General features: G+C 69.8%; 12 protein-coding genes. 4 read left to right on the plus strand and 8 right to left on the minus strand.

All coding sequences use genetic code 11. The features are described from left to right. Positions 1 to 8: 8 nt before the first annotated feature. From ACFS27_RS24885 to ACFS27_RS24900, 4 genes are all read right to left on the minus strand, one after another. Positions 9 to 1421 (minus strand): hypothetical protein, encoded by a 1413-nt coding sequence (locus ACFS27_RS24885; RefSeq protein WP_377189054.1) that lies wholly within the window; start codon positions 1419 to 1421, stop codon positions 9 to 11. 44 nt (positions 1422 to 1465) lie between these two features. Then, on the minus strand, positions 1466 to 2713 hold the full coding sequence (gene wecC, locus ACFS27_RS24890) for a UDP-N-acetyl-D-mannosamine dehydrogenase (RefSeq protein WP_377189057.1): 1248 nt from the start codon (positions 2711 to 2713) through the stop codon (positions 1466 to 1468). 10 nt (positions 2714 to 2723) lie between these two features. Continuing rightward, entirely contained in the window at positions 2724 to 4643 is a 1920-nt protein-coding gene (locus ACFS27_RS24895; RefSeq protein WP_377189060.1) for a glycosyltransferase family protein, read from the minus strand. A 226-nt stretch (positions 4644 to 4869) separates the two neighbouring features. Further along, on the minus strand, positions 4870 to 5964 hold the full coding sequence (locus ACFS27_RS24900; protein WP_377189063.1) for an LCP family protein: 1095 nt from the start codon (positions 5962 to 5964) through the stop codon (positions 4870 to 4872). 233 nt (positions 5965 to 6197) lie between these two features. Between ACFS27_RS24900 and rfbA the strand changes: the two genes are divergently transcribed. Continuing rightward, positions 6198 to 7061, plus strand: a complete 864-nt coding sequence (gene rfbA / locus ACFS27_RS24905) for a glucose-1-phosphate thymidylyltransferase RfbA (RefSeq protein ID WP_377189066.1) — start codon at positions 6198 to 6200, stop codon at positions 7059 to 7061. A 112-nt stretch (positions 7062 to 7173) separates the two neighbouring features. Here rfbA and rfbD read toward each other — a convergent pair whose 3' ends face one another. Continuing rightward, positions 7174 to 8046 (minus strand): dTDP-4-dehydrorhamnose reductase, encoded by an 873-nt coding sequence (rfbD, locus tag ACFS27_RS24910; RefSeq protein WP_377189069.1) that lies wholly within the window; start codon positions 8044 to 8046, stop codon positions 7174 to 7176. Between the two features lie 59 nt (positions 8047 to 8105). Here rfbD and ACFS27_RS24915 point away from each other — a divergent pair, with 59 nt between their 5' ends. Continuing rightward, positions 8106 to 8720 (plus strand): dTDP-4-dehydrorhamnose 3,5-epimerase family protein, encoded by a 615-nt coding sequence (locus ACFS27_RS24915; protein WP_377189071.1) that lies wholly within the window; start codon positions 8106 to 8108, stop codon positions 8718 to 8720. 158 nt (positions 8721 to 8878) lie between these two features. Here ACFS27_RS24915 and rfbB read toward each other — a convergent pair whose 3' ends face one another. Continuing rightward, on the minus strand, positions 8879 to 9874 hold the full coding sequence (rfbB, locus tag ACFS27_RS24920) for a dTDP-glucose 4,6-dehydratase (RefSeq protein ID WP_377189074.1): 996 nt from the start codon (positions 9872 to 9874) through the stop codon (positions 8879 to 8881). A 28-nt stretch (positions 9875 to 9902) separates the two neighbouring features. Continuing rightward, the gene (locus tag ACFS27_RS24925; protein WP_377189076.1) at positions 9903 to 11069 is read right to left on the minus strand and encodes a nucleotide sugar dehydrogenase; all 1167 of its coding nucleotides are present in this window, start codon (positions 11067 to 11069) and stop codon (positions 9903 to 9905) included. Positions 11070 to 11227: 158 nt separating this feature from the next. Here ACFS27_RS24925 and ACFS27_RS24930 point away from each other — a divergent pair, with 158 nt between their 5' ends. After that, complete coding sequence (locus ACFS27_RS24930) at positions 11228 to 12028, plus strand: siderophore-interacting protein (protein ID WP_377189079.1); 801 nt, start codon at positions 11228 to 11230, stop codon at positions 12026 to 12028. 13 nt (positions 12029 to 12041) lie between these two features. Here the strand turns inward: ACFS27_RS24930 and ACFS27_RS24935 are convergent, their stop codons facing one another. Continuing rightward, positions 12042 to 12653 (minus strand): DUF402 domain-containing protein, encoded by a 612-nt coding sequence (locus tag ACFS27_RS24935; RefSeq protein ID WP_377189082.1) that lies wholly within the window; start codon positions 12651 to 12653, stop codon positions 12042 to 12044. A 139-nt stretch (positions 12654 to 12792) separates the two neighbouring features. Here ACFS27_RS24935 and ACFS27_RS24940 point away from each other — a divergent pair, with 139 nt between their 5' ends. After that, positions 12793 to 15555 (plus strand): glycosyltransferase, encoded by a 2763-nt coding sequence (locus tag ACFS27_RS24940; protein ID WP_377189085.1) that lies wholly within the window; start codon positions 12793 to 12795, stop codon positions 15553 to 15555. Positions 15556 to 15558 lie beyond the last annotated feature (3 nt).

The following is a 15558-nucleotide window of genomic DNA, read 5'->3' on the forward strand; positions in this document are numbered from 1 at the left end:
ACTGCCATTCATTTCGTGGCGAGGCTGACGATGGCTTCTGCCGCGTTCGGCGCACCCTGCTCGCTCAGGCTCTCGCGCATTGCAATGCGCAATTCGTCGGTGTGCCGTCCCGCGATCAGATCTGCGACAGAGCCAGCAATCCCGTCCACGTCGTCTGCCGTGATGCCGAGACCTGCTCCGGCAAGCGCCCGCGCACGCTTCTCCTGGTCGTCCCTCAGCGTCACCGCGCTCGGCAGGTAGACCCCCGGCGTGCAGGTGTGCAGGTTCTCGTGCACGGAGTTGTACCCCGCGCCGGTTATCGTGAACTCCCACGCGCCGGCCAGGTCGACCAGGGGGAAGCGTGCATCGATAGTCGCCGCGCCGTGCACGACCGCGGAGGACAGCAGCGGCGACCTCACCACGACCGGGATGATGTCCCCGGCGTCGTGAACGGCCTGCACGGCAGCAGCCGTGGCCGACCCGTCGCCGTTGCCGCCGGAGAGCTGCACGAGCGCATACTGCCGCTCCGGGTCGAGCCCGAGTGAGGCGAGTGCCTTCTCCCGTGGCATGAGCGAGGCTGGTGCGAGGGACACCGGGTCCACCCATGTCGCGTCCTGGAAGATCTCCGGCGCGGTCTCCCGCGTCTCGGCAATGTCACCGGGCACGATCACCGAGGTCACATGGTCACGCCAGCTCTTCACCTGTGTCAGGTCGGTGCTCTCGCGCCACAGCCCACGGCGCAGCCACACCAGAGGCAGGCCCACCAGGTCGGTGACGTCCGTCAGCGAGGGGTACACCCACGTGCCGTCGAAGACGATCGCCTCCGGGCGGTATGCAGCGATCTCGTCGAGGAGGCGGCGCGTGAACTGCCGGCGCCATCGGTCATGGCTGACACCGGCCGTGGTGTGGCTGGGAAAATACGTGACGTCGTAACCTGCGGCAGCGACCGTCGAGGCCGCCGTCGAGAGTGTGAGGATCCGGCCGTCGAGCGCACGGTCCGCGTGTCGCAGCACCGCGGCGCACCGGGCGATGTGCCCCATGCCGCCACCGTTGCTCGTTACGAACAGCACGCGCGGCACCGCGCCCACAGCCTGCGCCTCGCCCACAGGAGAGAACTCCCGCAATGCGGCCCACGCCAGGTGCGAGATCCCGGTCGCCGCCTCACGGCTCGTCCACTCGATCCGCTCGAGCGCCTTCTCCTGCACCCACTCGTGCCGCGAAGCCTTCAGGCGCGTGTCCTGCACTGTCGCCTCGAGCCGATCGATCCGGCGACGCAGCCGCGCTTCGGTCCGCACGGTCACCCACCACACGGCCACGGCCACGGGGAGGCCGACCGACACCAGCACGCCCAGCACACCCGCGAACACCAGCCATGCGCTCGGTCGCGTCGTGACCAGGCCTAGCGTCAGCACGGCCGCGGAAACGACGACGAGTGCTGCCATCACAGCAACGGCCACCCATCGACGGCGGAACCGGGCGAGACGGCTCAACGCAGCATCCCCCGCGTATCCACCACGCGCCTGCCCGCCAGAGGGCCTGCAAGCGCACGGAACTGTGCATGGTCAACCAGCAGCACGTGCACCTGGCCGTCCGCGAGCGCCTCCTCGGTCCCCGCCAGCCGGACGTTCACCAGGTCGGCGAGCTGCGCCGGAACCTTCTCGACATGCGGCTCCACGGCCAGCACCGTCGCGTGCGGAAACGTCCGCGCGATCTCGGTGGTGATCTCCAGGGCCGGCGACTCCCGCAGGTCGTCGATGTTCGGCTTGAACGCCAGCCCGTAGGTGGCAATCACCGGGTTCGCCACGCCGAGGTCCGCGACCGCGTCGACCACCTTGTGCAGCACCCAGCGCGGCTTGGCATCGTTCACCTCGCGCGCTGTCCGGATCAATCGCGCTTCGTCGGGTGCCGCGTCCACGATGAACCAGGGGTCCACCGCGATGCAGTGCCCGCCCACGCCCGGCCCCGGCTGCAGGATGTTCACGCGTGGGTGGTGGTTGGCCAGCCGGATGAGTTCCCACACGTCGATACCCAGCTTGTCCGCAACGAACGACAGCTCGTTGGCGAAGGCGATGTTCACGTCGCGGAACGAGTTCTCGACGAGCTTCGCCGTCTCCGCGGTCACCGCGTCGGTCAGCAGGATCTCGCCCTGGCAGAAGACCTGGTAGAGGTCGCGGGCCCGCTGCGCTGCCTCGGGGGTCAGGCCACCCACGATGCGGTCGTTCGTCACCAGCTCGACCATGACCTTGCCAGGCAGAACCCGCTCGGGGCAGTGCGCAAAGTAGACGGCGGGCCGACCATCGGAGCCATCAACGCTCAGGTCGGGTCGTAGCGCCAGGATCCAGTCCGCCATGCGCTGTGTCGTGCCGGGCGGCGACGTGGACTCGAGGATCACCAGCTCGCCGCCACGAAGTACCGGCGCGAGCGCCTCGGCGGCAGATCGGATGTAGGTGAGGTCAGGCTTGTGGTCTCCCGTGAACGGCGTGGGCACGGCGACGATGTAGGCGTCGGCAGGCTCGGGCACCAGGCTTGCTCGCAGCTTGCCGGAAGACACACCCCCGGCCACATAGCCCGCCAGGTCCGGCTCCACGAACGGCACCTCACCGCGGCTCACTGCGTCGACCGTCTCCGGGTTCACATCGACCCCGGTCACCGCCACACCGTTCGCCGCAAGGATCGCCGCGGTCGGTAGCCCGATGTACCCCAGCCCGATCACGCCGACAGTGCTGATCCCCATGTTCCCCGCCTCAGAAGAAGACGTGCGTCGCCGCACGCCCGTAGTGCTTGACCTCGCCGCTCGCAAGCAGTTCGGCCTCGGTCGCGTCCCAGGAGTGCCCGCCTACGGCGGACCGCACCTGGACGAAGTTGAATCGGTCGGCGGAATACAGCGTCCCGCCGGCCTCGACAAGGTCCTCGAGGAACGCCGTGTCCTCGCCCCGCGGCAGCGTCCGGAACCGGACGCTGGAAGCGGTCTCACGCGCAGCGACGATCGTCGGCCCCATCACGCGGTCGGTGTACCGGTGCTCACGGTCCGCGAACCGCAGGATCGTCGCGTCGGCGCCCTCGAGATGCATGTAGTGCGCCTGCTTGCCCACCACGTCCGCGCCGGAGTACGCCATCGCGTACAGCTGGTCGGACAGGTATTGGGGCCCATACAGGTCGTCGTCGTCGATCTTGGCCACGACGTCGCCGTCGGCGGCCTCGAGCAGCAGGTTCAGGCAGGAGCCCAGCGGCACGTCGGCCGGTGCCGACAGCAGCTCAAGGCGCTCGATCCCGGCTTCCTTGGCCCGCGCCCGCAGATCTGCGTCGTCCACCTCGAACCCGTGCGAGAGCAGCGCGACCTGCAGGTCAACACCCTCCTGCGCACCGAGCGCGGCCAGCACGTGGTCCAGCTGGTGCGGGCGGTTCGTCGAGACCAGCGCGGTCACGCTGGGTCGCGGGACAACGGCAGAGTCGACCAGCCCCACCTCGTGCAGGACCTTCTGCGACCGTGCGCCGTAGGTGTGCTCGCGCCAGATGCGGCGCTGCCCCTTGTGCACGGCGCGGTCGCGCAGCTCCGGAGAGCGCACGAGCGCACGGATCGTGTGCGCGGCGGTCTCCCGGGTTCCCGCGACGAAGACCTCGTCCGAGGGGAAGTACTCCCCCACCGCGGCGCTCGGCGTGGAGACGACGGGCGTGCCGCTGGCGGTGATCTCGAAGATCCGCCGCGCGCACATCGACGGCGACCCGACCACCGAGTTCACGTTGAGGAAGACCTTGTACTCGCGGTAGGCGGTCAGCATGCGGTCGTAGTCGAGCGATCCGACGACGCGCCCGTCCAGCGGGGCCGGGAACTGGTACTTCTGGTCCTTGCCGCGGAACCGGCTGAAGATCTCGAGGCCGTGCTCCATCTTCGGCGAGACGTCCAGCGCCGCACCGAGGAGCAGGTCCATCTGTTCGCGTCGCTCCGGGTACTTGTGCGCGAAGTACATGCCGGCGAACGCGACGTCGCGCTCCGGCCCCCGGCCGTGCACCCGCACCGGGTTGTGGATTGCCGGCTGCGCGGCGAACTCCAGCACGCCCACCTGCTCGTGCCCCAGCGCGTCCTCGTAGGCGGGCAGCCGGTCGACGTCGGTCGTGTAGACGCGGTCGAACAGCCGGGCCGCGTCCAGGAAGTCCTCGAAGTGGACCGGGTCTTCCTTGTTCCAGAACACCGTGGGCACGCCTGCGGCACGGGAGGCGTCGACGAGCTCGACGAACGCCGGCCGCGGGGCCGACGTCCCCGTCAGGTGGTACTGCCACGCACCGCCGTTGCCGTTCCAGGCGGACTCCACGAACAGCAGGTCCAGGCCCGCCGCCAGCTCGTCGCGCCAGGTCGCGGGTGTCAGGTCCACCTGGTCCCACTCGGAGGCGAACGCCAGCCGCGAGAAGTCGTCCAGGATGACGCCGACCCTGAGGTCCCGCCGGCCGGACGCACCGGCCCCCGCGGTCGCGATCCCGGACGCCGGACGAGCCGGCCAGGGGTCGAACGTCAGGCCGTTCTTCGTCAGCCGCGCCCCACCGGTCTGCGCCGCCATGGGGACCCGCTGCCGCCGCAGATAGGTACGCAGCTGCTGGGGGCCGCCCTGACGGAGGTGCCAGGCCGCGCGACGTAGCTGACGCACCACGCCCGGCGCACGATCCTTCACGGCACAAATGTCCTTGTCTGCTTGAGAGCAATAAGTCAGAAAGGGCATCCCGCCGGGCGCGATACGCGTGTGACGGAGGTACAGGATGCGCTATTGATCGGCTCATGCTACAAGCGGCTTATGTGCCCGATCGTCTATAACGGGTGAAAAACTCTCAGGTTCACCCGGTCAGGCCGTGAACCGTTACCCGCCCGTATCGGTGCGGTCACCTCGACGGCGGCTGTCCCTACTCCACGACGTCCGGCAGCTGGTCCATGGCGTCGGGGTGGGCAGCGAGGAAGGCCGGCAGCTCGTCCTTTGCCACCGCCTGCATGAGCGGGTCGAACCCGGCGCGGTCGAGCAGCACGATCGACTGCCCGTCCTCGCTGCGCCCGGTGCCGGCATAGGGAACGGTCATGAAGGCGATGTCCCCGGTGGAGAGGTCCTTGGCACTGACGGCCAGCTCCAGCATCTTGTCCATGGTGAATCCCTCGTCGACCGCCACGGACCCGACTGCCGCCTCGAGGAACCGGGACATCTTCAGCAGGTCACCCCGGTCCTCTGTGGCTTTCGCGGCGATCGCCCGCATCCACGCCTGCTGTCGCTGCACCCGGCCGAAGTCGCCGTTCGCCAGCGCGTAACGCTCGCGCGTGAACTCAAGCGCTTCGTCCCCCGTCATCGCCTGCCTCACCGAGCCGCCGGCGCCGTCGGGCACCGTGATCTCCACGCCACCGAGGGTGTCGGTAAGCGTCGTGAACGACTCGAAGTCGCTCACCGCGAAGTGGTCGATGCGCACGCCCGTCAGGTCCTCGACCGTCTGGATCATGAGGCTGGGGCCGCCGTAGGAGAACGCTGCGTTGATCTTCGCCTCGCCGTAGCCAGGGATGTTCACCCAGGAGTCCCGCGGGATCGAGATCACGGCTGCCGACTTCCGGTCTGCGGACAGGTGCAGAAGCAGGATCGCGTCGGTGCGCTGCGCGCCGAACTCCCAGGCGTTCGGGTCGCCGGCCGAGATCCGGCTGTCCGAGCCGAGCGCGAGGATGTTCACGGGTGCGGCAGCGCCCTCGACGGGCGCCGGATCCGGGCGGTCCGCCGGGTCCAGATCGGCGAACGGGTCCTCGATACGTTCGATCTTCTCGTCGAGCGAGATCCGATAGCTGAAGTAGGCCATGGCTCCGCTGGCACAGACGAGCACAAGGGCGCCGGCGACGACCGCCGCGACGAAGCCCTTGCGACGACGGCCGCGCCGCGGAGGGCGGTGCCGAGGGTCGGCCGGGGGCGATTCAGAGCCGGCAGGGTCTGCCGCAACAAGCAGCTCGCCGATTCCATCAGGTGCGGACATAGTCTGTGCCTACAGTTCCGACGGCCGTCAGCGCATCACCCCGGGAGGAACATCACCCGTCGTTCACCCGCATTCTGGGCCATTGCTCGATCGGGCCGAAAAGATCATCTGGGTGAATTCTTCGCGTGCAGTCCCCAGGTGAGTGAAGGCGCCGCGACAAGACGAGGCGAAGTCGCTGCCAACAGCCTCGGAACGTCGCTCTCGGCGTTCGAGGGCGTGAGAAGATCCGCCCCATGCGCGGAATCATTCTCGCCGGTGGCTCCGGCACAAGGTTGCACCCGATCACCCAGGGCATCAGCAAGCAGCTCGTACCGGTCTACGACAAGCCGATGATCTACTACCCGTTGTCCACACTGATCCTGGCCGGGATCAGCGATGTGCTCGTCATCACCACGCCACACGACGCCGACCAGTTCCAGCGACTGCTCGGAGACGGCTCGCAGTTCGGCATCTCGATCAGCTACACGACGCAGCCGACACCCAACGGGCTGGCACAGGCCTTCGTGCTCGGCGAAGAGTTTCTCGGAAACGAGTCCGCGGCTCTCGTCCTGGGGGACAACATCTTCTACGGCCCTGGCTTGGGCTCCCGGCTGACCCGCTTCGCCGACATCGACGGCGGCGCGGTGTTCGCCTACCGTGTCGCCAATCCCACCGCGTACGGAGTGGTCGAGTTCGACGAGCGCGGCCGCGCTCTGTCGCTGGAGGAGAAGCCCTCCCAGCCCAAGTCGAACTATGCGGTGCCGGGTTTGTACTTCTACGACAACGATGTGGTCACCATCGCGAAGGACCTCAAGCCTTCGGCCCGCGGGGAGTACGAGATCACCGACGTCAACGCCGAGTACCTGCGCCAGGGACGGCTTCAGGTCGAGGTGCTGCCGCGAGGTACGGCTTGGCTGGACACCGGGACCTTCGACTCGCTGCTGGAGGCCTCCGACTACGTCCGCACGGTTGAGCTCCGCCAGGGTCTGAAGATCGGTTCTCCCGAGGAGGTCTCCTGGCGGCGCGGATTCCTGACCGACGACGACCTGCGCGCCCGCGCCGAGGCCCTCACCAAGTCGGGCTACGGCAGCTACCTGCTGAGCCTGCTGGACGACTGAACCCTGCGGTCGATCGAACTGTCCTAGGCAGCGCTAAGCCCGGCTCACCAACCGTCCGGATGGCTGCCGGGCTCACTTCTCGGAGCTCCTGCCCCTCGCGCGATCGACAGTACTACGGAGTTCCCAGCACCGTCGGCGCCGCCACCTTCCAGCGTTCGGCCCAGTCGCCGATCGGCTCGACGCCGACCGCGCGGAGCCGGTCGTGCCCGAGCACCGAGTAGGCCGGGCGCGGCGCGGGCAGCTGGTACGCGGCGCTCGTCGTCGGGTCGACGGGCGTCGCGTGACCGGCCGCCACCACCACCTCGCGCGCGAAGCCGTACCAGGTCACCTGTCCCGACGACGTGCCGTGGTAGATGCCGCCCGGAGCGTCAGCGCCGACGAGCCGCACGATGAGGTCGGCCAGGTCACCGGTCCAGGTGGGCTGTCCGGTCTGGTCGTCCACCACGCTCAGCCGGTCCCGCTCGCCGGCGACGCGCGCGATGGTCTTGGGGAAGCAACGCCCACCCGCCCCGTACAGCCACGCGGTCCGCACCACGACGGCGTCCGGCGCCTCCGCACGCACAGCCCATTCACCAGCAGCCTTGGTCCGGCCGTACGCCGAGCGCGGCTGGACCGGCGCGCCCTCCGGATAGGGCTCGGTCGCACCGCCGTCGAACACGTAGTCCGTGGACACGTGGACCAGCCGGGCGCCTGCTGCCGCGGCGGCGCGGGCCAGGTTCGCGGCGCCCGTGGCATTGACGGCGAAGGCCTCGGGCTCGTGCGTCTCCGCGTCGTCGACGGCGGTCCAGGCGGCGCAGTTGACGACGACGTCGTAGCCCGCCACCGCAGCGCGCGCCGCCGCGGCGTCAGTGATGTCCAGCTCGCCCCGCCCGATGCCGGTCACCTGGTGCCCGGCCTCCACGGCCGTCGTCACCACGTCCTGCCCTAGCATTCCAGCGGCACCCACGACGAGCCATCGCCGCGCCGTACCCTGCGTCTTGGTCACTCCGAGATCCTCAGCCACCCTAGGATCCTATGGCCACATCCGATCCCCAGAGGAGCCTCATGAAGTACCGCGAGCTGACCGTGCCCGGCGCATTCGAGATCACCCCCCAACAGTTCGGCGACCCGCGCGGCCTGTTCTTCGAGGCGTTCAAGGCCGGCCCGTTCGCCGACGCCGTCGGACACTCGTTCGACCTGCAGCAGGCCAACTGCTCCGTGTCGGCCGCCGGGGTGCTCCGCGGCATCCACTTCGCGGACGTGCCGCCCAGCCAGGCCAAGTACGTCATGTGCGCCAAGGGGGCCGTGCTCGACGTCGTCGTGGACATCCGCGTGGGATCGCCCACCTTCGGCACGTGGGACGCCGTGCTGCTGGACGACGTCGACCGGCGGGCCGTCTACCTGTCCGAGGGCCTCGGCCACGCGTTCATGTCGCTCGAGGACGGCTCGACGGTGCTGTACCTGTGCTCGTCCGGCTACGCGCCGGGACGTGAGCACGGCATCCACCCGCTCGACCCGGAGCTCGGCATCGAGTGGCCCACCACCGCCCGTGACGGCAGCCCGCTGGCCCCGCTCCTGTCGGAGAAGGACGAGGTGGCTCCCACCCTCGCCGAGGCAAAGGCCCAGAACCTCCTCCCCACCATGGAAGCAGTCACCAGCTACCTAGCGACCAGGCGCTGACCGAGGAAAAGTACACCCGCCCTGGGCAGCCGGACGGCGAAGGTCGGGGCGAGGGTGATGTGTGCGCCGCCGTCAAGCCGTAGCGGAGGGCCCCCTGGGGCCCGTGAGCGAGGCGGCGCACACATCACCCTCGCCCCGACCGGACCCAGCCCAAATACTCACTGCCCAGAGCGAGCGTACTTCGCCTCCGTCAGCGCCTTCGCACCCCTCCACCAGGCTTCGTGCTCGCGGTACCAGTCGACCGTCGCCGCCAGCCCCTCGCGGAAGTCCGTGTACCGCGGCGCCCAACCGAGCTCCGTGCGCAGGCGCGACGCGTCGATCGCGTAGCGCAGGTCGTGCCCGGCGCGGTCGGTCACGTGGTCGAAGTCGTCCGCGTCCCGCCCGAAGATCTCCAGCAGGGTCCGCACGACGTCGAGGTTGCTGGCCTCGCCGTCGGCCCCGATGAGGTAGGTCTCGCCGACCTGACCCTTCTCGATGATGCTCCAGACTGCCGAGTTGTGGTCCTCGACGTGGATCCAGTCCCGCACGTTGAGGCCCGCGCCGTACAGCCGGGGTCGCACGCCGTCGATCAGGTTGGTGACCTGGCGCGGGATGAACTTCTCGATGTGCTGGTACGGCCCGTAGTTGTTCGAGCAGTTCGAGATCGTCGCCTGCACGCCGAAGGACCGCACCCAGGCGCGGACCAGCAGGTCGGAGCCCGCCTTCGTCGACGAGTACGGCGACGACGGGTTGTAGGGGGTCTCGGGGGTGAACCGCTCAGGGGTGTCCAGCGGGAGGTCGCCGTAGACCTCGTCCGTCGAGATGTGGTGGAACCGCACCCCGTGCTTGCGCACCGCCTCCAGCAGCGTGAACGTGCCCACCAGGTTGGTCTGCACGAACGGCGACGGGTCGTTCAGGGAGTTGTCGTTGTGCGACTCCGCCGCGAAGTGGACCACCAGGTCCGACTCCCCCACGAGCCGGTCCACGAGCGGCGCGTCGGTGATCGAGCCCTCCACCAGCTCCACACGGTCGGCGACGGCGTCCAGCGAGGAGCGGTCACCCGCGTACGTGAGCGCGTCGAGCACCGTCACCCGAACGTCGGGACGCTCCCGCACCGTCTGCTGGACGAAGTTCGCACCGATGAAACCGGCACCGCCGGTGACCAGGACCTGCATAGCCATCTCCTTGAGGTAGGACACCGATTCAGTCGCGACCGTAGATGTCGCGCGTGTAGACCTTGTCGGCGACGTCGTCGAGCGCCTCCGTACGGCGGTTCGCGATGATGACGTCGGCCCTGGACTTGAGCTCGTCGAGGTCCCGCACCACCTCGGAGTTGAAGAACTGGTCCTCGTCCAGGGTGGGCTCGTACACGATGACCTCGACGCCCTTGGCCTTGATGCGCTTCATGATGCCCTGGATGCTGGAGGCCCGGAAGTTGTCCGACCCGGACTTCATGACCAGCCGGTACACGCCGACGGTCTTCGGGTTGCGGCGCAGGATGTCGGCGGCCACGAAGTCCTTGCGGGTCGTGTTCGCGTCGACCACCGCGTTGATCAGGTTCTGCGGCACGTCCGCGTAGTTCGCCAGGAGCTGCCGGGTGTCCTTGGGCAGGCAGTAGCCGCCGTAGCCGAAGGACGGGTTGTTGTAGTGCGACCCGATCCGCGGGTCCAGGCCTACCGCCTCGATGATCTGCGCCGTATCCAGGCCGCGCGTCACCGCGTAGGTGTCGAGCTCGTTGAAGTACGCCACACGGAGTGCCAGGTAGGTATTGGCGAACAGCTTGATCGCCTCGGCCTCGGTCGGGTCGGTCATGAGCACAGGGACGTCCTTGGTGATGGCCCCCTCCAGCAGCAGGTCGGCGAACTGCTTGCCCCGCTCGGACCGGTCGCCCACCACGATGCGCGACGGGTGCAGGTTGTCGTACAGGGCCCGGCCCTCGCGGAGGAACTCCGGGGAGAAGAAGATCGCAGCGCCCTCGTGCTCCTGCTGCATCCGCTCGGTGAAGCCCACCGGGATGGTCGACTTCACCACGATCGTCGCCTCGGGCGCCCGTACCAGCACGCTCTCGATCACCGACTCCACGGACGACGTGTCGAAGAAGTTCGTCACCTCGTCGTAGTTCGTGGGCGTCGCCACGATCACCACCGCGGCCCCCGCGTACGCCTCGTCCTTGTCGAGCGTGGCGGTCAGATTCAGCCCCGTGCCCGCGAGGTACTCCTCGAGCTCGGCATCGGCGACCGGCGAGATCCCGTCGTTCACCTGCGCCACCTTGACCGGGTCGAGGTCCAGCGCCCAGACCTCGTGGTTCTGCGCCAGGAGCACCGCGTTGGACAGACCCACATAACCCGTGCCGGCAACAGCGATCTTCACGACGGGAGCTCCTGACAGAAAGTGGTCGATGACGGACCCCAATGCTAGGCGGGCGGCAGGGGCCCGCCGGCACCTCCGGTGTCAGCCCGGGAAGGTTTCAGCCAGTGACGCACGCCACACCCACGCCCCGCCACCCCGGAGGTTAGGCTTACCTCACAATGTCGCAGACCACGAACGCACCGAACGGCAAGCCCCGCAAGGGGGTCCGCACCACGGCGACCGTGACCGCAGTCCGGCAGCTGACACCGCACATGATCCGGGTGACGATCGGTGGCGAGGCCCTGGCGGCCGTCGACCCGACGCCGCTGACGGACCGCTACATCAAGCTCGTCATGGCCGAGTCCCCTGAGCCGGAGGGCCGGCCCGTGCTCCGCACCTACACGGTCCGCAACGTCGCCGAGGCGAGCTGGGACATCGACATCGTCACCCACGGCGCCGTCGGCTACGGCGGGCCATGGGCACAGAACGTCCAGCCGGGTGACGAGGTCTCCTTCATGGGCCCTGGGGGCGACTACGCACCCTCCCCCGACGCTCCGTGGCACCTCATGGTCGGCGACGAGTCCGCCCTGCCTGCCATCGCCGCCGCGTGCGAGGCCCTGCCCGGGGACGCGGTCGCCCGCGTCTTCGTTGAGGTCGCCGACGCATCGGAGGAGCAGGAGATCACCAGCCCCGCCGACGTCCGCATCACGTGGGTGCACCGGTCCACGGGCGCCCACGTGGCCGACGTCGTCGAGGCCGCCGAGCTGCCCGACGGTGTGCCGCACGCGTTCCTGCACGGCGAGGCCGGCTGTGTCCGCGACCTGCGCCGCTGGGCGCGCGGGACGCTGGGGGTGCCGCGCGAGCTGCTGTCGGCGTCCGGCTACTGGCGCCGGGGCCGCGACGACGAGCACTGGCGGGCCGAGAAGGCCGAGTGGCGCGCCGCGGTGGAGCAGGACGACCTGGTCCTCACCGGGTCCTGAGGCCGCGACGCGCTCACAGCGCGTCGAGCACCGCGAACCAGCGCGCCGCCGTCGGGCCGTCGTAGGGCGGCTCGCCGGCGCGGACGGTGGCGAGCAGGGCGTCGGCGTCCGCGCGGACGCGGGCCACGACGTCGGGCGGGTACCCGTACTTCACCGTGTGCTCGGCGAACTCGTCCTCGTCGTCGACGAACGACTCGCCGCGTGTCCTGGCCCGCTTGCTCCCCGGATCCTGGGCCAGCACGTCGAGGTCCATGTCGACCGCTGAGACCTCGAACGCCGGCCCGTCGCCGGCGTCGGGCACCGCACGCCACTCCGGGATCGTGGTGAGGTCGATGTACAGGCGGGCGCCCCTGGGGTGCCCACGGTAGATGTCCGCGACCCACCCGACGTCGCCGAAGAGCATGAGGCCAGGGTTCTTGGTGTGAAACTGGCGGCCAGGCCTGCTGAACAGGGTTCCGGTGCGGTAGCCGACCCAGAGTCCGTGCTCGTCGCGACCCAGGTACGCGCCGTCGTACCGCCAGTGCGGAGCGCCGTCCCACTTACGCATCCGACCGCCGACGACGGTGCCGGGCTCGGTGGGCTGTGACGGCGAAACGCCCTGGTCAACGCGTTGTTGCAGAGACATGTCCGGGAGCCTACCGAGGCGTCGCCGGGGCGTAACCCGGTGGCACTACGCTCGGGCCACCGTCGGAGACCCGCGCACGCTCGACCGCTCGCTGGGACGACGGTGCTCGCCATGCCCCGCCACCCCACGAGGAGCCTTCATGTCCCCTGCAAGCCGCCGTCTCACCGCGTCCGGTGAGGCTGCGCACCAGGTCCATACCGCTGACGAGATGATCGCCGAGGCGCTGCTCACCGCCACCGCGATTCCCCTCCACAACCCGCATCATGACCGGCCCGGCCCGGTACCCGATGCCCGCCCGCTGCCCGCGCCCGACCAGGAGACCTGGACGGCCGCGAAGGAAGCGAACCGTCAGCCGCGTGAGGTGTGGTCGGCCCCCGACCGCGCCGCGGACCGCCCCTTCCAGGAACGACCAGAGCCGCTCTCCGGCGATGCCGTGCTCACCGCCGCCCTCCGCCGTGGCCTGCCCATCGACGAGGCGGTCACCACGTCCATCCGCACGACCCGAAGCCTGGACACGGCCCAGTGGCGCTCGTTGTGCCACTCGCTCATGGCGCACCCCGAGACGCGCCGTGCGGGCGTCGCCGGTGCGGCACTGATCGCCCAGCGGGTCGGCCTGCGCGAGCTCGCCTGGGACCTGCTGCGCCAGCTCGGGCCCGACGACGCCGCCCGCCTCGCTCCCGCGGAATACCTCCGGGCGGGCCTCGCCATGGCCAGCCCCGACGTCGCGCGGACCGCCACCACCTGGGTGCGGCACGGATTCGTCGTGGACGCCGCTGTGCTGCTCGAGATCGCGAAGCTCCTGTTCATCGGGGACGAGCCCGAGGCGGCGGCCGAGGCGCTCGACGCCGCAGGGCACGACGCAGGCCGGAGTGCTCGGGTCCAGGCGTCGATCGACCACCTGGCGCCGTGGATCGACAAGGTCCTACGCCCGGCCGCGCCCGCGCGAGTGCCCTCAGGCCAGGTGTCGTTCGCCGTCCTCGACTACAAGGCGCCCGACGAGAAGGTCGCGTCCAGCAACATCGGCGACACGGTGCAGACCGTCGCGAGCCTCGGCCACCTGCTGCGGCACGAAGGCGTTCGGCTGCACGGTGACGACGCCGTCACCGAGCCCGTCGGCTTCCTCGCCGGCCGGGTACGCCCCGAGCAGGTGGTGCCAGGACCGGGCGCCGACGTGCACCTGACGCTCGTGCAGCGCGACATGTCGCGCCTGGACGCCGTCCCGGAGAACACGTGGATGCTCGCGTTCGGCTGGTACATGCACAGCCAGTTCGACCTGCGCTTCGACTTCCCGTTCCACGAGAACCTCCAGCCGCTGTTCGTCTCGTTCCACGTCAACAAGCACGCCATCCTGACGCCCGCCGCGGTCGACTACCTCAGGGCCAACGGGCCCATCGGCTGCCGTGACTGGACCACCGTGCACCTGCTCCTCAACGCGGGCGTGCCTGCCTTCTTCAGCGGCTGCCTCACCACGACCATCGACACGGTGTTCCCTGCGGACTTCACGCCCGCACCGGCGGGCGCGCCGACCGTGTACGTGGACACGCCGGTCCCGGAGCACGACAGAGGCGGCGAGCTGGTCACCCACCTGCACCCCTCGGTGCGCGGCAACGACCTCGCCCGGAACCTGTACACCGCCGTCGACCTGCTGGAGGCCTACCGGACCCGCTTCTCCCGCGTGGTCACGTCGCGCCTGCACGCCTTCCTCCCGTCGTGGGCCATCGGGGCGGACGTCGACTTCCGGCCCAGGAACGATGCCGACATCCGGTTCTCCGGCCTGCTCGACGCGGACGAGGCCGACCGGCGTGCCATGCGGGAGCACATCCGGGCCGTGCTCGCGCCCGCGATGGCCAAGATCCTCGCCGGCGCCTCCCGCGACGAGGTCTACGCCACCTGGCGCGCGACGGTGGCCGACGACGTGGAGCGGGCGCTGGCGGTGCACAACGCGCCGGTGCCTGCGCCGTCGGGCACCTCACCGGTCGACGAGGTCGTGGCCGGGGTGCGCGCCACGCGCGTCCTGGTCGAGGCGGCCGAGCCGCGTGCGCTGTCCGCGGCCGGCCGCACGGGCGCGCCGGTGCCGGCAGGTACGGGGACCATCACCGTGGCCGTGGCCCTGGACGGGAACCTGCGCTCACAGATGGAGGTGGTCGTCGCGGGAGTGGTGCGGCACACGGACCGGCCGGTGCGCGTGATCGCCCTCACGCGGGACCACACCCCCGCCGACCACCGCCGGCTCGCCGACCTGTTCCCCGAGGTCACGTTCGAGTGGTACGCCTGCGACGGCATCGACTACGGGGCGGTGCTCGGCATGCTGGGGCACATCACGGTCGCCACGATGGACCGCCTGCTGCTGCCAGAGCTGCTGCCGCATCTCGACCGCGTGATCTACCACGACCTGGACGCGCTGTCCGTGGTGGACCTGGCCGGGCTGTTCGACGCCGACCTCGGCGGGGCGCCGCTGGCGGCCCGTCCGTCGATCTCGTACAACTACCGCCACGGCATCGGCAACGTCATCCGGTCCACGCGGCTGCTGGCGCACGACCCCCTGGCCGCGCGCGAGCTGGTGCGGGCCATGACCCAACGGCACCGGTACGGGTACCGGGGCTTCAACGCGGGCATCCTGCTGCTCGACCTGGCGGTCATGCGCGCCGACCGGTTCACCCACGAGTTCATGCCGTACGCCGAGCGGTACGGGCTGAACGACCAGGACGTGCTCAACGCCTATGCCGGGTCGCGCTACCAGCAGCTCGATGCGCGGTGGAACGCGTGGCCGACGCAGGAGATCGTCGCGGAGCCCTGGCTGATCCACTGGGCCGGGCCGGTCAAGCCGTGGCACGAGACCCAGTACGTGCTCCTCAAGGAGCACTGGACGGCGACGGAGGCGTGGCTCTCGACCCGCCGCTGATCC

Source organism: Promicromonospora vindobonensis, assembly GCF_042685865.1.
GTDB classification, from domain to species: Bacteria; Actinomycetota; Actinomycetes; order Actinomycetales; family Cellulomonadaceae; genus Promicromonospora; species Promicromonospora vindobonensis.